This is a genomic window from Defluviitalea raffinosedens, assembly GCF_016908775.1.
In the GTDB taxonomy this organism is placed as follows: domain Bacteria; phylum Bacillota; class Clostridia; order Lachnospirales; family Defluviitaleaceae; genus Defluviitalea; species Defluviitalea raffinosedens.
Genome location: NZ_JAFBEP010000005.1, coordinates 75,652 through 94,144, shown reverse-complemented (window position 1 = coordinate 94,144; position 18,493 = coordinate 75,652). Strand labels below are relative to the sequence as shown.

The 18,493-nt window shown below is 35.8% G+C and carries 17 protein-coding genes and 1 other annotated feature; of the genes, 10 read left to right on the top strand and 7 right to left on the bottom strand.

Translation table 11 applies throughout. The features are described from left to right. Positions 1 to 20: 20 nt before the first annotated feature. On the top strand, positions 21 to 2,411 hold the full coding sequence (gene pheT, locus JOD07_RS05820) for a phenylalanine--tRNA ligase subunit beta (protein ID WP_204612775.1): 2,391 nt from the start codon (positions 21 to 23) through the stop codon (positions 2,409 to 2,411). A 50-nt stretch (positions 2,412 to 2,461) separates the two neighbouring features. On the opposite strand, the gene JOD07_RS05815 is transcribed toward pheT, so the two are convergent. Next, on the bottom strand, positions 2,462 to 3,079 hold the full coding sequence (locus tag JOD07_RS05815; protein WP_204612767.1) for an ion channel: 618 nt from the start codon (positions 3,077 to 3,079) through the stop codon (positions 2,462 to 2,464). A 140-nt stretch (positions 3,080 to 3,219) separates the two neighbouring features. Then, positions 3,220 to 4,020 (bottom strand): endonuclease/exonuclease/phosphatase family protein, encoded by an 801-nt coding sequence (locus JOD07_RS05810; protein WP_204612765.1) that lies wholly within the window; start codon positions 4,018 to 4,020, stop codon positions 3,220 to 3,222. A 160-nt stretch (positions 4,021 to 4,180) separates the two neighbouring features. On the opposite strand from JOD07_RS05810, the gene JOD07_RS05805 reads away from it, so the two are divergent. After that, on the top strand, positions 4,181 to 4,372 hold the full coding sequence (locus JOD07_RS05805) for a hypothetical protein (RefSeq protein WP_158739531.1): 192 nt from the start codon (positions 4,181 to 4,183) through the stop codon (positions 4,370 to 4,372). Between the two features lie 350 nt (positions 4,373 to 4,722). Here the strand turns inward: JOD07_RS05805 and JOD07_RS05800 are convergent, their stop codons facing one another. Then, the gene (locus JOD07_RS05800) at positions 4,723 to 5,202 is read right to left on the bottom strand and encodes an S-ribosylhomocysteine lyase (RefSeq protein ID WP_158739532.1); all 480 of its coding nucleotides are present in this window, start codon (positions 5,200 to 5,202) and stop codon (positions 4,723 to 4,725) included. A gap of 262 nt (positions 5,203 to 5,464) precedes the next feature. On the opposite strand from JOD07_RS05800, the gene JOD07_RS05795 reads away from it, so the two are divergent. From JOD07_RS05795 to trpS, 5 genes are all read left to right on the top strand, one after another. Further along, positions 5,465 to 5,929, top strand: coding sequence for a MarR family winged helix-turn-helix transcriptional regulator (locus JOD07_RS05795; RefSeq protein ID WP_158739533.1), 465 nt, complete (start codon positions 5,465 to 5,467; stop codon positions 5,927 to 5,929). Positions 5,930 to 5,971: 42 nt separating this feature from the next. Continuing rightward, positions 5,972 to 7,252 carry an efflux RND transporter periplasmic adaptor subunit gene (locus tag JOD07_RS05790; RefSeq protein WP_204612756.1) on the top strand — a complete coding sequence of 427 codons (1,281 nt, stop codon included), beginning with the start codon at positions 5,972 to 5,974 and terminating at the stop codon, positions 7,250 to 7,252. Between the two features lie 18 nt (positions 7,253 to 7,270). Then, positions 7,271 to 10,381 carry an efflux RND transporter permease subunit gene (locus tag JOD07_RS05785; RefSeq protein ID WP_204612754.1) on the top strand — a complete coding sequence of 1,037 codons (3,111 nt, stop codon included), beginning with the start codon at positions 7,271 to 7,273 and terminating at the stop codon, positions 10,379 to 10,381. Positions 10,382 to 10,444: 63 nt separating this feature from the next. Then, positions 10,445 to 10,699, top strand: a binding site (T-box leader). Between the two features lie 93 nt (positions 10,700 to 10,792). After that, entirely contained in the window at positions 10,793 to 11,317 is a 525-nt protein-coding gene (locus JOD07_RS05780) for a tryptophan transporter (RefSeq protein ID WP_204612752.1), read from the top strand. 183 nt (positions 11,318 to 11,500) lie between these two features. Then, positions 11,501 to 12,520, top strand: coding sequence for a tryptophan--tRNA ligase (trpS, locus tag JOD07_RS05775; protein ID WP_243144539.1), 1,020 nt, complete (start codon positions 11,501 to 11,503; stop codon positions 12,518 to 12,520). 25 nt (positions 12,521 to 12,545) lie between these two features. Here trpS and JOD07_RS05770 read toward each other — a convergent pair whose 3' ends face one another. Then, on the bottom strand, positions 12,546 to 13,397 hold the full coding sequence (locus JOD07_RS05770) for a YitT family protein (RefSeq protein WP_204612750.1): 852 nt from the start codon (positions 13,395 to 13,397) through the stop codon (positions 12,546 to 12,548). Between the two features lie 162 nt (positions 13,398 to 13,559). On the opposite strand from JOD07_RS05770, the gene JOD07_RS05765 reads away from it, so the two are divergent. Both JOD07_RS05765 and yfcE read left to right on the top strand, forming a co-directional pair. Further along, on the top strand, positions 13,560 to 14,549 hold the full coding sequence (locus JOD07_RS05765; protein WP_158739538.1) for a hypothetical protein: 990 nt from the start codon (positions 13,560 to 13,562) through the stop codon (positions 14,547 to 14,549). A gap of 69 nt (positions 14,550 to 14,618) precedes the next feature. Then, positions 14,619 to 15,164, top strand: a complete 546-nt coding sequence (gene yfcE / locus JOD07_RS05760; protein ID WP_158739539.1) for a phosphodiesterase — start codon at positions 14,619 to 14,621, stop codon at positions 15,162 to 15,164. Between the two features lie 12 nt (positions 15,165 to 15,176). On the opposite strand, the gene JOD07_RS05755 is transcribed toward yfcE, so the two are convergent. The 3 genes from JOD07_RS05755 to JOD07_RS05745 form a co-directional block, all read right to left on the bottom strand. Then, positions 15,177 to 15,596, bottom strand: coding sequence for a bacteriohemerythrin (locus tag JOD07_RS05755; RefSeq protein ID WP_158739540.1), 420 nt, complete (start codon positions 15,594 to 15,596; stop codon positions 15,177 to 15,179). Between the two features lie 56 nt (positions 15,597 to 15,652). Next, positions 15,653 to 16,516: a L,D-transpeptidase family protein gene (locus JOD07_RS05750; protein ID WP_204612748.1), complete on the bottom strand. Its 864-nt coding sequence runs from the start codon at positions 16,514 to 16,516 to the stop codon at positions 15,653 to 15,655. A 220-nt stretch (positions 16,517 to 16,736) separates the two neighbouring features. After that, positions 16,737 to 16,928: a ferredoxin gene (locus JOD07_RS05745; RefSeq protein WP_158739542.1), complete on the bottom strand. Its 192-nt coding sequence runs from the start codon at positions 16,926 to 16,928 to the stop codon at positions 16,737 to 16,739. A 197-nt stretch (positions 16,929 to 17,125) separates the two neighbouring features. Here JOD07_RS05745 and JOD07_RS05740 point away from each other — a divergent pair, with 197 nt between their 5' ends. Then, on the top strand, positions 17,126 to 18,457 hold the full coding sequence (locus JOD07_RS05740) for an MATE family efflux transporter (protein ID WP_204612746.1): 1,332 nt from the start codon (positions 17,126 to 17,128) through the stop codon (positions 18,455 to 18,457). Positions 18,458 to 18,493 lie beyond the last annotated feature (36 nt).

The window sequence follows — 18,493 nt, the reverse complement described above, 5'->3', positions numbered from 1 at the left end:
TTTTAGAAAGGAGTATGGATATGAATATACCTATGTCTTGGCTTAAAGACTATACGCCAATTGATTGTGATATAAAAACTTATGTAGAAGCTATGACCATGTCCGGTTCTAAGGTAGAAACCTATGAAGAACAGGGCAAAGAAATTTCCAATGTTGTGGTAGGAAAGATTTTGTCCGTAGAAAAACACCCTGATGCAGATAAATTAGTGGTTACAAAGGTGGATGTAGGGCAGGAAGTTATTCAGGTTGTAACAGGAGCTAAAAATATTTCTGTTGGAGATTATATTCCCGTTGCCCTTAATGGTGCCACATTGCCCGGAGGCGTTAAAATCAAAACTGGGAAGCTTCGTGGAGTAGAATCCCAGGGGATGATGTGTTCTATTCAGGAATTAGGATTTACCACTCAGGATTATCCGGAAGCTGCAGAAGACGGAATATACATTTTCCAGGAAGAACAGCCTTTAGGAAAAGATGTAAAGGAAATTTTCGGCCTTAATGATGTGGTTGTAGAATACGAAATAACTTCCAATCGTCCTGATTGCTTTAGTGTAATAGGTATTGCCAGAGAAGCAGCAGCAACCTTTAATTTGCCTTTTAACTATCCTGAGATTTCTGTAAAAGAAAGTGGAGGAAATATTTCTGATTATATTTCCATAGAAATTGAGAATAAAGAACTTTGCCCCAGATATGCTGCAAGGGTGATTAAGAATGTAAAGATAGGCCCTTCTCCTAAATGGATGAGACAGCGCCTTTTAGCAGCAGGTGTAAGACCAATTAACAATATTGTAGATATTACCAACTATATTATGCTGGAAATGGGTCAGCCCATGCATGCTTTTGATCTGGCAAAGCTGGATAAGAAAAAAATCGTGGTTCGCAATGCAAAGTCTGGAGAAAAAATTATGACTCTTGACGGAGTAGAAAGAGATATAGATGAATCCATGCTTTTAATTACCGATGGCGAACAACCTTTAGCTGTTGCTGGCGTTATGGGTGGAGAAGAAACAAAAATAACAGAAGAAACAAAGGATATTCTCTTTGAATGTGCGAATTTTAACGGGGCAAATATAAGAGTGACAGCCAAGAAATTAGGGCTTAGAACCGATGCATCCGTAAAATATTCTAAGGGTCTTGATCCTGAAAATGTATTGAATGCTTTAAACAGAGCCGCACAATTAGTAGAAGAATTAGGAGCCGGGGAAGTAGTCAGCGGTATTATCGATGTATATCCCGGAAAGAGAGAACCAAAGACCATTCCCTATTCCGTAGAAAAAATCAATGGACTTCTTGGAACTTCCTTATCTGAAGACGAGATGATTGGCTACTTAACCCGTCTTGAGTTTAAAGTAGACAAAGAAGCGAAAACTGTTACCATACCTACTTTCCGTCCTGATATAGAAGGAAATGCTGACTTGGCAGAGGAAGTTGCCAGATTATATGGATATGACAAGATCGATACCACTTTAGAAACTGGAACTCCAACTGTAGGAAAGAAAACTTATGCACAAAAAATGGAGTATACTGTTAAAGAAGTTATGGAAAGTCAAGGTTTCTATGAAATCATGAACTATTCCTTTGAAAGTCCTAAAGTTTTTGATAAACTCAATATTCCTGAAAATGATCCGCTTCGTAATGTGATTACCATATCCAATCCTTTAGGAGAAGACTTCAGTGTGATGAGAACACAGACCTTAAATGGCATGTTGACTTCTTTATCCACAAATTATAACAGAAGAAATGAAGAAGCGTATCTTTATGAAATAGCGAAAGTATATATTCCTAAATCCCTTCCATTAACGGAGCTACCTGATGAAAGAACAAAGCTTACCATAGGAATGTATGGTAAGGGAGACTTCTATGATTTAAAAGGAAACGTAGAAGTGTTATTTGAGAAATTGGGCATGGATGACAAGGTAGAGTACAGTTTAAAACAAGATTTGCCCTGGATGCATCCTGGCCGTTGTGCATCTGTTTCAGTTGGGGATAAGGAAATAGGCTATATCGGAGAACTTCATCCTACGGTAGCAGCCAATTATGATATTGATACCAGGGTATATGTAGGTGTTCTGGATATGCCTGCACTACTGGAAGAAGCTCAGCTTGAAAGAGAATATAAGCCACTTCCAAAATATCCTGCAGTGACCAGAGACATTGCGATGTTGGTTAAAGACGAAGTCCTTGTAAAAGATATTGAAAATATTATAAAACAAAGAGGCGGAAAAATATTAGAATCCTATAGCTTATTTGATGTCTACAAAGGCAAACAAATTCAAGAGGGCTATAAATCCGTTGCTTACTCCATTATCTTTAGAGCTTCTGACCGTACTTTGACAGAAGATGAAGTGAATAAAGCCATGAAGAAAATATTAAATGGTTTAGAAGCCACTTTAGGCGCACAATTAAGAGGGTAAAAACAGGGTGCCTGCTGTCCGTATTATATTCAATAGGGTGGCAGGCACCATTATTTTTGGCTAAAAGATTTCGATGCAAAGATGATGATGATAGGCCAAAGGATTGTGGTCACCAGATGACTGATAACTGCCTGGACAATGATAATGCTTTTGGTAATAGTAGAATAAGAATGAGGTGTAATATCACCAAGCCCGATCGTGAAAAACGTTGTTGCGCTAAAATAAAGAGCATCCCAATTTTGTATGATTTGGTCGCTGGACTTTATGCCTTCGTTAGAAATATTCCCAAGATATGCATATAAAATAGCAAAGGTTATCAGGATGGAAGATAGCAATACAAGATATTGAATGAATAGAAATAAAGTACGCCAAAAAACTCGATTAGAAATATGGTATGCCATAATCAGAAGATCAATAATGGCAATCAAAAAGAAATAACTGATAATAGAAAGAGTAGTGGAAGTACTTGATGGATCTATAAAAATCAAATTCGTTTGGGTCAATATAAAGGGAAGAAGTAAAAGTAGCAAAACATTGATTAAAAAGCCTGCACAGAAAGAAATAAAGCTGATAGTAAGGAAGACTCCTCCAAAGCCAATAAACCATATGATTTGAATATAAAGTGGTTCAATATTATATTTGATAAGAAAGAAACCAATTAAAAACAATAAAGCAAAAATAAAAAATAAACGGGAAACTGCATCCCAACTTTTCCATAAACATGAGAAATAATTTAAAAGAGATTTCATATCGGTCACCAATGGATACATTTTTAATAGTATTATTTTCATGATATATATACGATATACTATTGAATTTCAATCATTACAGGTTCGTGATCAGAAAGACGAAGAGTTGGTACATCATAGGATTGAAGGGATACATCCTTGGAGATAAATATATAATCAATACGTGACTTATATTTTTTATTGATGAACGTAGCAAGCTCTTCTTTTTCCATAGCTTTTCCCGTATCGACACTTAAAGAAAATAATTTGTTTAATTCGGATAAGTCGGAGGTATTCATATCTCCTGTAAGGATAAAAGGTTCCTCGCATTTTTCTAATATCTTTATAATTTCCTCTATTTGATTTTTACGAATCGATTTGGTTAAATCCAAATGGGTATTAAAAACGGCCAAGTCTCCGAAAGGTGCTTTAATAACAGTTTTTTGTAATTTTCGTGGATATTTATCAAAAGAGAGGGTGTATTCTTTAGAAGACTCAATAGGATAACGACTGATGACCATATTTCCGGTTTGTCCTTTAATCATATTCTGCGTAGGTGTATAAAAGTAATACATAGAGAGCTTTTTTGCAATGTATTCAGGCTGTTTCTGAAAATAAGAGCGAAAAGTTTTATAGTCCACTTCCTGAAGGCAGACTATATCGCTATCGGAGGATATAAGAAAAGATAGGATATTATTTAAGACAGGATGTCCTTTTGGACTAATCCCATAGTGAATATTATAAGAAATTATTTTGATGAAATCAGAAGAGGAAAAAGTATCTAGCATTTTTGTAGGCGCCAAAAGGCTTAAAGGAATTGTGAAAAGCAAGCAGATGATGGAAATTCCTAATAATATCCATTTTTTTAGGTAAAGTTTCATAGAAAGTTCCTCCGAAGTGGTAGCTGTTTAGTCATATATAATAAGATTACTATACTATTTAGTGAAAACCTATATGAAAATTATGGAAACTAATAAAGGGAATAACCTTATTAAATTGATCTATACTAAATACAAAACTCATGAATCTGGAGGTGGAAAAATGGAACTGACTACGCAGGATTACCTTAAAAAAGCACTGCTCGATACTCAGGAAAGGATAAGGGATTTTCAGAATTATTCTCAGATCGTAGAAGATGAAGAAATCAGTGATTGTTTTAAAAGATTTGCTGAAAATGAAGGTTTGCAGGCATCAGAACTTCAAAAACTTATATCAAAGAAATTAGGACAATAAAAAATAAAAATCCCCAAAGAGGGATTTTTATTTTGAAATAAGAAAGTTCGTCTTGCCTGCAAGGAAATAAACTTTATTATTTCAAAAATGCGACGTAGTCGCTTCTTGTGATGAGTGAAGAAGATTGTCATTAAAGTAATAGCTGTATTCTTCAAGGTAATCAGATAAGACATATTTTTGAGGAGATAATGGATTTAAGGCACTTAGGCGTAAGCTTTGATTCTTCGGATAACTATATTTGCGAAACGACGGATTGGGAAACGTAATCATACAGATTCTCCTTATCTCTATGATCGTTAAATAGTTTATCCATTTACAGCCGCTTTATGTGTGGAGATAATTGTTATATATTATTCAGGATAATATAGATTTTCATTTTTAATATTTTTAAGGACTTCATCCAGGAATTTTTTGGACTCATATTTTGCCATAGGAAGATTCATATCCAGATAATTTCCGCATTCCACAGGAGAAGCGCCGGGAACGTCCCCTTCGAAACCAGCCATAAATTCAAACAACTCTGTAATTAAAGGAAGCACATCTTCTGATGAAAAATCCCCATGAATGACAAGATAGAAGCCAGTTCTGCATCCCATAGGACCGAAGTAAATAATTTTTTCAGCATACTTTGAGTGATTTCTTAGAAAAGTCGCGCCAAGATGTTCCATAGTATGAATTTCAGCCGTATTTAATACGGGCTCCCTGTTAGGTTCTTTCATTCTTATATCAAAAGTCGTCAATATTTCATCTCCTGCAGAGTCCTTTCTGGAGACAAAGATGCCTCTGACCAGTTTATTATGATCTACGGTAAAACTCGCAATTTTTTTCAATTCAATTCCTCCTTATCTGACCTTTGCATGTTTAAAAATGCTGGCAACATATTTTCATTTCTTTATATTATGAAACATATATATTAAAATCGCAATGAAAAAATATGGGATATTTTTCATAAAATCAAACTTTTAAAAAGCATTTTCGTATGTTATGTTTGAATAGGCGCATAAAAATTTAAGGAATTCCATTGAATTGGAATAAATTTTATAATAAAATAGCTTTACTGTAAAATTATTTTATTATAAATAGGTGGATTATATGGAAGAAAAAAAGGTGAACGAGATCAGTCATCAATTTTTAAATTTTATATTGAGTTTAAAGCTATGGCTTAAAGAAAATTACTTAAAAGAATTCAATATTAATGGAAAAGGCAATTGCAGTAATTTGACAGGAAGGCAATTTACGATCTTAGTTATTGTACATCAATTTGAGTGCTGTACCATATCAGATTTGGAAAAAGAACTTAATGTCAGTAACAGCAGTTTGTCTATTGTTGTTTCTAAATTGGTTAAAGAAGGTTACCTGAAAAGAACTTATCCTTCAGAAGAAGAAGACAGAAGAAAGACATACATATCTTTAACACCAAAAGGAATATCGGTACTTACTGAAGTTTATGAAAGGATTATAAAAATTTTTGGAGATTTTTATTGTAATCTTGATGAAAAAAAGCAAAAAGACTTTGAAGAAGGCTTAAAAAAATTAAGTGCCATCTTTGGCAGTTAAATTAAATAAAATGAGTTAACTAAGATTAAGGAGGATGTATCAATGAAAATGAAAAGATTAATCCCTATGGTACTTGCTTTAGGGATATTGACTGCTGGCTGCGGTCAGACTAACCAAGAAGTAATGAATGAAACAGAAGAAAAGGCAACGCCTGTTAAAGTAGAGCAAGTCTCAAAAGGACAAATTTCTAATACTTTTACATATGGAGGGAAAATTAATCCTAAACAGCAGATTACTGTTTCAAGTAAAATTGCAGGAAAAGTAAAAGCAGTAAATTTTGATATTGGAGATGTAGTTAAAGCAGGAGATATTTTATTCACTTTAGATGAAACAGATCTTAAAAATACCATAAGAACCCTTGAAGCTCAAATTAAATCTGCTGAGGCTGCTGTGAATATGAGTAAAGTTGGCCTTAACAGCGCCAAAGGTAGTCAGCAGGAACAACAGAAAAATCAGTTGGAATCAAATTTACAAATGGCAGAAATCAAATTGCAAGATGCTAAAAAGGCTTATGAAGATATGAAAGCCTTATATGAAATAGGGTCAGCTTCCAAGCAGCAATTGGATCAGATGAAAACCGCTTATGACACAGCTGCTATCGGATACAATTCTGCAAAAGAGGCTTATGATTTATTTATCAATAAACTTTCAAAAGAAAGCGTTGAACAGGCACAAACCCAAGTGGCTCAGGCAATGGCCAGCAAAGAAAGCCTGGAAGTTCAATTGGCCAACGCTTATGAAACTCTAAAAGATGCAGCTGTTAGAAGTCCTATCGATGGTATTGTAAGCAGCCGTACAATTGATGCAGGAGAAATGGTGAGTGGCGCTGTTGCACCATTTACGATTATACAAATGGATACAGTATCTGTAGAAGTAAATGTTTCTGAGCAACTCATCAATAAAATCGAAAAAGGACAGAAAGTAAATGTATATGTAAGTTCTGCGTTTGATAAGCCTTTTGAAGGAACGATTCAAGCCATAAGTCCTGCAGCGGATGAAAGAACTTTTACATATCCTGTTAAAATTGAGATTTCCAATAAAGAAGGTTTACTTAAGCCCGGTATGTTTGCGGAAGTGGAATTTGCTGCAGATACTGTAAAAGATGCAGTGATAGTTCCCAGAGAAGCAGTATTGACAGAAGGCGATATGCATTATGTTTATATTGTTGAGGGAGAGAGAGCTAAAAAATTAGAGGTTAAGTTGGGTCTTGATAATGGAAAAGAAGCAGAAATTTTAGAAGGATTAAAAGAAGGAGCACAACTTGTTGTAAAAGGACAAAATTATCTTGAAGATGGTGGTAAAGTCCAAATTGCAGACAATTAGGTTAGGAGGAGAATAGGCATGAAGCTTTCAAAAGTATCAATACAGCGTCCTGTTACCACTGTCATGGTTGTATTTATTGTAATACTGCTGGGGATAGTATCTATAGGAAGGCTACCGGTAGATTTATTGCCAAGTTTTGAACTTCCCTATGCATTAGTCATGACATCTTATAACGGGGCAGGGCCTCAGGAAATAGAATCCCTGATTACAAAACCTTTAGAAGCTACAGTAGGGACAGTAAGTAATTTAAAAAACATAACATCCACGTCTTCCAATGGTTCCTCCATGATTTTTGTAGAATTTAATGATGGAACCGATATGGATGTGGCAATGCTAAATATGCGAGAAAAGATTGACATGATTAAGGACTTTTTACCGGAAGATGCAGAAGATCCTATGGTAATGGCGCTGGATCCCAATATGATGCCAATCATGGAAATAGGGATCAGCGGAAATGAAGACTTAGTTAAATTAAAACAAATTGTAGAGGACGAAATAACTGGCAAAATAGAAAGAATAGAAGGGGTTGCTTCTGTCAGCTTAAGCGGAGGAAAAGAAAAGGAAATACGCATTACTTTACTTCCAGATAAGCTAAAAGGTTATAATATATCCCCAAGTACTGTGGCGCAATCCATCGCAGCCGAAAACTTAAACCTCCCTGCAGGAACAGTAAAGCAGGGAAACAGCACTCTTACTCTTCGTGCTGTAGGGGAATTTGACAGTATTGAGGAAATTAGAAATCTCCCTATTATGACTTCCGGAGGCGTCATTTATTTAAGAGATATCGCAGAAGTTGAAGAAGTTTTCAAAGAAATGAGTTCTTATGCATACATAAACGGACAGCCCAGTATTAGTTTATCCATTCAAAAACAATCCACAGCCAACACAGTTCAGGTGTCTAAAGCAATTAATAAAACCCTGGAGCAAGTGAGGACTGAATTAAAAGATATCGAGATTACAACGATTTACGACAGTGCAGAATTTATTAATTCATCCATTGGAAATGTTGCATCCACTGCCATTTCGGGTGGAATATTGGCTGTACTCATATTATTTGTTTTCTTACGAAATATAAGAAGTACTTTCATTGTTGGAACAGCAATACCAGTATCTATTGTTGCGACCTTTGCGCTGATGTATTTCAGCGGCCTTACATTAAATATGGTTTCTTTAGGAGGATTGGCACTAGGAATTGGGATGCTGGTGGATAATGCCATAGTTGTTTTGGAAAACATATACAGGCATAGAGAAAATGGAGAAGGCCGAAAGGATGCAGCCGATAAAGGAACTACAGAAGTTGGCATGGCGGTTTTGGCTTCTACCCTTACAACCATTGCCGTATTCCTGCCTATAGTTTTCGTTGAAGGAATCACTGCAAAATTGTTTAAAGAGATGGCATTAACCATAACTTATTCTTTGACTGCATCTTTAGTTGTTGCAGTAACTTTGGTACCTATGATGGCTTCTAAGATTTTAAAAGTCGAAAAAGTAGATGAAATTAAAAGAAGAAAAATAACGACTAAAATATTCGATGCATGGAGTGCCGTATTGGATAGTATAGATAAGGTATACAGAAGAGTTCTTAACTGGACTCTTCACCATAGATTGAAAGCGTCTTTGATTACGATAGGCGTTTTTATAGCTACGTTGTCAATTCCTGTCTTGGGTCTGGTTGGGATGGAATTTTTCCCGGCTTCTGACGAAGGAAGTTTTACAATTGATGTAACTCTTCCAAAAGGCACTGTAATAGAAGAAACTTTTGAAGTAGTACAGCAGGTTGAAGCAAAATTAGAAGGTATTAAAGAAGTACAAGAAGTATTTGTAACTATTGGCGGAGGCGGAATGTTAAGCTCGGGTACGTCTTCTAACAGCGCCTCATTAACGGTGGATATAGGCTCTGTTAAAGAAAGAGAACGTTCTGTTGATGAAGTTGCGGATGAAGTCAGAGTTTTGGTTTCTGATATTCCGGGAGCTGAATTCTCCGTTTCAGGAAGCAGTTCTATGACAGTAACAGGCGGAAGCCCAATTTCTATAGAAATTGCTGGAGACGATTTGGAAAAGCTAAAACAAATCGCCAATGATGTCGTAGATATTGTGGAAAGTGTGGAGGGAACAAGAGAAGTAACGAGTTCTTTTGAAGACGGCATTCCAGAAGCCCAAATTACGATCAACAGACAAAAAGCATCCATGTATGGACTCAATATGGCAACTATATCCAACACATTAAAAACTGCCGTACAAGGTTCTGTGGCAACCCGGTTTAAGGTAGACGGAACAGAGATTGATGTAAGAATGGTATACGATACATCAAGATCAGAATACTTAAAGGATATTAAAAATATCGCTGTTACATCTCCTATGGGAGTCAATGTACCTTTATCAGAAGTGGCAGATATCTCTATAAGTGAAAGCCCTACCAGTATCTACAGAGAGAACCAGAAAAGAGTTGTAACAGTGAGCTCAGCACTTTTTGGAGTAGATATGAGCACTGCTCAGACTGCTATTGACCAAAGATTAAAAGAATACCCAATGCCTGACGGATATACTTATAAATTCTCGGGAGAAGTAGAACAAATGATGGAGTCCTTCTCCAGTCTTGGATTAGCATTATTGTTGGCGATTTTACTTGTATACATGGTTTTGGCGGCACAATTCGAATCTTTCCTCCATCCGTTTACAATTATGTTTTCTGTACCTTTAGCTTTAACCGGAGCTATTCTCGGATTATTTGTAACGGGCAGAACCTTAAGTATGCCTTCATTTATAGGATTAATTATGCTGGTAGGTATAGTTGTTAATAACGCGATCGTATTAATTGATTATATTATTCAGCTTCGAAAAAGAGGATATGACAGAACAGAAGCTATATTAGAGGCTGGGCCCACAAGACTGCGACCTATTCTTATGACAACCCTTACAACTGTCCTTGGAATGCTTCCGATGGCATTAGGAATCGGTGAAGGAGCAGAGACCATGGCACCTTTAGCTACAGCCGTTATAGGAGGATTGTCATTATCTACGATCCTTACATTAGTAGTTATTCCTCTTAACTATACGTTATTTGATGATATATCCAGGAAATTAAGAGGAAAAAGAAAGAAAAAGAAAAGCCAAGAAATGGCAGTGTAAGAAAATAAAAAAAGTATTGCACAATTCAAAAAAATATATTATAATAACTTCAATAATAAATATTGAAATTCAATGAGTGGAAAGAGTAGATATATCGATTCTATTCAGCGAGTCGGCGGTGGTGTGAGGTCCGATATAGAAAGATATATTGAATGGTTCCATGAGAAGTACCATGAAATCTTTGTGAAAGTAGTGGGCGCCGGATGCTTACCGTTATATAAGCAGGATATCGAGTTCATCTCCGTATCTGTTTGAGCGAGACAGTTTTAATTGTCTAATTTGGGTGGTACCGCGGAATCATAGCATTTCGTCCCTTAACCAGGGATGAAGTGCTTTTTTTATTGCATGAACTCGGAACTGGCTAATGGGAGTGTCCAGCTCCATATTAAAAAAATGAAAGGGGTATGTATTATGAAGGTAAAACATTTAACTATGTCGGCAATTTTATTGGCAATCGGGGCGATTTTACATTACATTGTACCAGGAATTTTTGCAGGAATGAAACCGGACTTTTTATTATCCATGATGTTTTTAGCCATCTTTATTAATTTTAATGCGACGAATGTAGCTGCAACATCTATTGCCTGTGGGCTGATTTCAGCATTAACAACGACTTTCCCTGGAGGACAGATACCCAATATTATTGACAAGTGTATCACAGGTTTTGTTGTGGGATTACTCATTTATGCTTTAAGAAAGATCCCTATTCCTCAAACACTTAAAATGGGCATTATAGGACTAATTGGAACACTCATTAGCGGAACAGCATTTTTAGGCAGTGCATACCTTTTGGTAGGTCTTCCAGGCGGAGCAAGTTTTGGAGCACTGTTTATGGGAGTAGTTATTCCAGCATCCATAGGAAACGTGATTTTCATCATTCTATTCTATCAAATCATTGCCCGCATAGGATTAAGCCGGGAGACACTTTCTGAGTAGAAAAAATATATTAAATAATAGGGGGGGTAGTATCCTCCCCTATTTTTATTGTGCAGGAAATCTTTAAGGACTTCTTACACAATAAAAAGGTGTTTCAAAGGATTCTCCCTTGCAGTTTTCTGGCAAAAATTATATACTAATGAAAGCGAGTTTTTCTACACTACTAAAAGAGGTGAACACGATATGACAGCAGATATGCAAACGGAAAAAAAGAAGGTTATATTTAGCGGTATGCAGCCTTCAGGAAATATTACTCTGGGGAATTACTTAGGGGCTTTAAAGAATTGGACCAAATTGCAGGATGAATACAATTGTTTATTTTGCATTGTAGATTTGCATGCCCTGACAGTACGTCAAAATCCTGCTGAACTTAGGAAAAGAGCCAGAGAAGTTTTGATGCAGTATATCGCAGCGGGATTAGATCCGGAAAAAAATATTATTTACTATCAATCCCATGTGCCTGCCCATGCAGAATTGGCATGGATTCTTAACTGTTTTACTTATATGGGCGAATTAAACCGCATGACTCAGTTTAAGGAAAAATCCCAAAAACATAAGGATAATATCAATGCCGGACTATTTACTTATCCGGTTCTTATGGCAGCGGATATTTTATTATATCAGGCGGATCTGGTGCCTGTAGGAAACGACCAGAGTCAGCATTTAGAAATCACAAGGGATATTGCTATAAGATTTAATAATTTATATGGAGATACTTTTACTGTTCCGGAAGGTTATTTCCCCAAAGTAGGCGCAAGAATTATGAGCTTGCAGGAGCCTACCAAGAAGATGTCAAAGTCTGATGAAAATGAAAATGCATACATCGCTCTTTTAGATTCTCCTGATACTATTGTAAGAAAATTAAAGAGAGCTGTAACAGACTCAGAGGCCAAGATTCAATACACCGACAAGCAGCCGGGAATCAAAAATCTCTTGGATATCTACTGCAGTATTACAGAAGAATCAGTAGAAGAGGCAGTGGACAGGTTCTCATCCTTGGGTTATGGAGAATTTAAACTCAAAGTGGCAGAAGCCATTATAGAAGAATTAAGACCACTTCAAAACAGATTTTATGAACTGGAAAAAGATAAAGCATACATTGATGGCATCATAAAAACCAATGCAGAAAAAGCATCTTATATTGCCAACAGAACTCTAAGAAAAGTACAGAAGAAGATTGGACTTCCTCCAATTGTAAAATAAAAAACTCCCTGAGGAGTTTTTTATTTTAGTCAATTTTATTTAACCTTAAGAACCCGGAACCAAAAACTTGAGCGGTTTCTGTTATGGTCATAAAGGCATGGGGGTCTGTACGTTTTACAATTTCTTTAATTTTTGCCACTTCTCTGATTCCGACAGTACAGGTGATGATTGCTCTTGGGGCTTTAGTATAAGCGCCTTGTCCATGAACAATCGTTACGCCTCTTTTGGCTTCTTTTATAATCTGTTCTGAGATTTCAATTTCCTTATTTGTAATAATAGAAATTGTTCTTTTATAGTTTAGTCCGTCTACAACATAATTAGTAGTTTGTGAAGAAATGAACATTAAAGCCAGAGTATATACAGACAAATCTACGCCAAAGAAAAATCCCGACAAAAAAATGATAATTACATTTAATCCAAAGCCAACTGAACCCATACTGAGAGAAAAAAATTTATTCATGATTTTAGAAATGATATCTGTTCCGCCGGTGGAGCCACTTCCCCGAAAAACAATTCCCGATCCCAGACCATTTAGTACCCCGCCTAAAAGGACCGCAACCAGAATATCATCTGTTGGGATATGTATGTTTTTTGTCAGGGAAAGAGATACAGTAAAAGATAGCATGCCCAGTAAACTCAGGCAAATAAATTTTTTGTGAATGAATTTATAGCCTAAAATGAAAATAGGAATATTAAGAATCAAAACGAGTAAACTCATATCCCATTTAAAAAGAAGATTAAGAAGCATGGCAATGCCAGTGACGCCTCCGCTCAAAAGATGATGATGTACGAGAATTCCATTAATAGGGATGCTCATGATAAAAGTACCTAAAAAAATCATAAGTACGTTTTTATAATAAGATTGTATGTAAGACATAAAAATGCTCCCTTTCATAAAGTATATTTTCAAATTTATTATAGCTTCCTTTAGGGTTTTTCAAAAGAGTGAAATTAAATATAATACATTTATTATAATAGGATATATTTTTCTTATTCCTCTCATATACATAAATCAAGCATTTCAATATGGGGGAAGAATATGAGAGGTTTAGCAAAGAAAATAGGCCTTGTTTTCTGCGTATTAACTGTTATAACAATAACTTTATATTCAATAGCAAAAGCCCAAAATCATAATCTTAATCCCGAATGGATAAAAAACTTTAATGATCCCGAGAATAAAAATAAGATATTAGCAGTTGTTTTAGACAATACGGGTTATTCCCAGTTGAGAGATCGAGTTGATCAAATCGATATAAAAGTTCATACAGGGGATTTACTGGGAGATACACAAAAGGAACTTATTTTAACAGTCTCACTGGAACCTAAAAAGTCCATTATTGCCGTATATCAGAAGGAAGATGGAGGATATAAATACGTAGGGTTAGTGGATACCTTTTTTGACATCTCAGGAGTTCAGACCATTCCTATGGGCAAAAAAGGGAAAGATATCGTTATTGTTCGTGAATATGTGGACCAGATGCTGGGAGCTTTTGAGAAAGGCACTTATTTAAGAGGGTATATATGGAATAATGGACAATTTCAGATGGTTCTTTCTGTTATAGAAGAATATCAAGGGTATTGGAATGAAATGTGGGATCAACCGCCTAAAACCAATCCAAGATGGCTTAGAGTAGCAGACAAAACCGACATCCAATGGGAGAACGGACCATATCCGGTCCTTAGAACCTTAGAACACCAATCCTATGCTAAATCAAAAAGCACTAACAGCATCAATATGCCAAGGGAAAGTGAATTTGAAGTCGTTGCTTCGAAGGAAGTTCCGAAAGTATACTATTGGAGTGAAAAGTATCAGCATTTTGTTTTAAATGAAGGAAAAGATATCAGGACAGGAGAAACCGTAGCGATTATAGAAGACTTATCTTTAAACCCATTCCAGCTGGCAGGTTTTGAACTCAATCAATATCGCATCAAAAGACAGGATGGCAAGATAGAAATAGTTCCCAAAAATCAAATTACCGATATTAAAACCCCTCTGAAAAAACCAGAGGGGTTTCATTATTGGCATTGACATGAATAGTTGTGTTTTTTATAATTTTTCCATAAAAGCTTTATAAAATGATTATTGGAGGCTAAAAAGATGAAATTATTTTTTATGTCGGATATTCATGGCTCAGCCTATTATGCCAAAAAAGCATTGGAAATGTTTAAAAAAGAAAAGGCAGACTATATTGTTATACTTGGAGATGAACTGTATCATGGACCAAGAAATCCACTGCCTTTAGAATACAATCCACAGGAAGTTATTGCGTTACTAAATAGTGTTGGGGATAAAATTATAGCGATCAGAGGGAATTGTGACAGTGAAGTAGATGAGATGGTATTGAATTTCCCGCTCATGTCCACATATTCTACGATTTTTTACAATGGAAAAAGATTATTCTTAACCCATGGACATGTTTATAATGAAGCCAATCTTCCTAAATTAAGCAGGGGAGATGTATTTATTTATGGGCACACTCATATTCCTAAAGCTGAAAAATCCGGGGAAATTTTTATAATCAATCCAGGTTCCGTTTCCCTGCCTAAAGAAAACAATCCAAATTCTTATGGAATCTTGGAAGATGATGTATTCAAAATAAAGACTTTAGAGGGCGAAACATTTAAGGAAATTAAAATAAGGTAGGGAACCCCTGCCTTATTTTATGAACCCTTTTTCTCTAAGTTCATTAGCATATTGCCTATCGGTTATTAAAATGTGATTGCTGATCCATTCAGAAAGAAAATTGAGGATATCTAATATGGCCTTTTGCTGGTCAGCATCGACTTTGTCCCCGGATATATGTGCTATTTTATCTATGTAAAAATTATGTTCGTTGCAGTGGCTGACAAATTTGCTGTAATTGTATTTTTCTAAAAGTTTTTCTTCGTATTCAAAATGATATTTGACATAATCCAAAAGTTCATCAACGATGGTCATAATTTCATCATAATGATCGTATCCGTCATTTAACATTGCCAGATTATAAGCATGGTACCCAATTTCAAAAAGTCTCTTGTGCTGTTCGTCGATTTCCGGGATATTAAGGCTGTAGCGGTCTTTCCATTCAAAGCTCATTTGCAGATTCCTCCTTAGTTTATAAAATACTGGTTATATTATATCATAGTATTTCATTATTTTACAGTATATCCCCATTGACTAAGTTTTTTTTGTGTTCCAATCCATACGGGAGTTCCAGGTTTAACAATTGAAAATAGCCTTTCGACATCTTTATTCTGCATTCTTATACATCCCTTTGAAACAAAATATCCGATACTCCATTCATTATTGGTGCCATGAATACCAAAAACATATCCATCGGATATATTAAGGCCCATCCAGCGATAGCCCAGAGGATTTTCCGGAACGCCTCCTTTAATGTTTTTCCATGCAGGATTCACAACTTTATTTTGGATTTTCCATTTTCCTTCCGGTGTAAAACTAGGTTCTTTGCCTGTTGCTACCGGAAACTTTTCAATAACGTTCTTTCCCTTTAATAAGGTTAATGTATTGGAAGATTTATTAATGGTAATCCAATATCCGTTTGTAGGGCATTTAGTTACGATGGTTTGTATATTAGGAGCAGTCATACCTGATTCGATCAATATTTTATTGATTGCATTCACAGTACTTTTTCCTACAATTCCATCAACTTTCAGACCGTGATCCTTTTGGAATTTAAAAACAATATTTTTCATATTTTGGTCAAACATATAGGAGGTTGTGGAAATCGGATAGCCTATTTTTTTTAAGGCTTTTCGAATTTGCATGACGTCTTCTCCGACTTGCCATGGATATAAGGTTCGGGTGAATTTAATACCTCCTTTTGCATTAAGATATGGATAGGGTTCGCTGCTCGCGTCTACAATTTGATTAGGATAAATGGCAACCAGAGGAATATCGTCAAAGGTTTCGTTTTTTGCAATATTGGGGTTGTTAGGGAAGATCATCAGTAAAACCAAACCTATAAAAATGATACTATACAGTATTCTTTTCAAGGTTTTCACCATCCCAAATATAGTATGACTTTTATATTCTATTTTTCGAGGAAGTATTATAGAACTATTATCTTAGAAAATTTCTGCAAGAAAGTTTAGTCTCTTGCAAATCATGCGCGTCAATTTCCATCTTGCCCGGGAAATTTTTTATTACACAGGGAATCCTTAAGGATTTCCTGTGTAATAAAAAAATCCTCGTGACTTATCACGAGGACTACATTTATTCTTCAACAACAATTACAGAAACGGGACATGCTTCTTGTGCTTCGATGGCAGCATCTTTGGCGTCTTCAGGAACTTCATCCACGTATACCTCAGCCAGTCCGTCATCTGCCATACGAAATACTTCTGGGCATACCTCAGGGCAGGTTCCACAACCAATACAGCCATCCCTATCTATTTTTGCAATCATTGTTTTAATTCCTCCTTTATATATGGTATAACTATTTTAATATTTTTTCCCGAAAGGGTCAATTATTATACTTTAAAATAAAAAAGATATTTAAAATTTTTTCTAATTTTATGTGAATGCTATACAATTGTAATTGACACAAATGATGGATGTGTTATGATAAATTTTGATATTTTATTAGAAAATGAGGGGATATGATGGAAAGACAGAAACGTTTAGTAAAATTAGCGGGGCCGATTTTTATTGAGCTGTTATTATCTTTGCTTCTTGGTATTGTTGATATTTTTATGTTAAGTCAATACGATGACCGAGCAGCTGGAGCAGTAGGAGCGTCAAACCAGATCATTAATAATCTCAATTTGATTTTTGCAATTATATCTGCCGGAACAGCTGTATTGGTGGCACAAAATGTAGGGGCTAAAAAGCAGGAGGAGATAGAGAAAGTCAGTGCAGTATCCCTTGTTGTGAATTTAATTATAGGTATAATCATCAGCACAATTATGATTATATTTGGAAAATCAATTTTGCAGGGAATAGGTGTCAGCCCTGATCTGATGCACTATGCTTATGAATATACTTTTATTGTAGGAGGCGCACTATTTGTTCAGGCGGTTTTAAACACTTTACTGGCCATTATCAGGAGCCATGGATATACAAAACAGAGTATGTTTATTACGGGTATAATGAATATTGTAAATATTATCGGAGATGCTGTATTTATATTCGGATGGTTCGGGATGCCTGTCCTGGGGGTAAAAGGCGTAGCGCTTGCAACTACTTTCAGTAAAATATGTGCTGTCATTGCAGCATTCACCTTCTTAGTAAGAAGTGTACTCTCGGTCAAAATGTTTAATCGTCTTAAAGAACATTCAATACATATTTTAAAAGAACTATTTCGTATAGGGTTTCCTGCAGCCATGGAAAATATGTCATATAGTTTGTCTCAAACTGTATTAATGAGTATTATACTGATTAATCTTGGAGATATAGCCTATATTACAAGGACATATGTATGGCAGATCAGCTGGATTGCGTGCATATTTGTCCTGGCTGTTGGACAGGCGAATCAAATCATCATCGGGCAATTGGTTGGTGCCGGTGAAATAGAGGAAGCTTATAAGACAGGTTTTAATAATTTAAAAATTGGAATGGCTTTTGCCATAATGGGAGCATTTATTCTGTTCTTTTTTGGAAAAACACTTACAAGTGTATTTTCAAAGAATCCTGCAATTATTGTTTTAGGCGGAGCTACCCTTATGGTAGATGCTTTTTTAGAGCCCGGAAGAGTCTTCAATGTCGTATTGATTAATGGCCTCCGGGGAGCAGGAGATGTGATTTTCCCTGTAGTGATGGCCATGATTTCCATGTGGAGTTTTGGAGTATTGGGTGGCTATATTTTTAGTGTTGTTTTGGGTTATGGACTTCCTGGAATATGGATGGGGATGGTTATAGATGAATGGTTTAGAGGTATATGTATGATTTTCAGATGGAAGAGCAGAAAATGGACAAGAAGATGGCAGACTGAGTAAAAGAATAAAAAAGTAGAAAGGTGTTTTAGGGCCTTT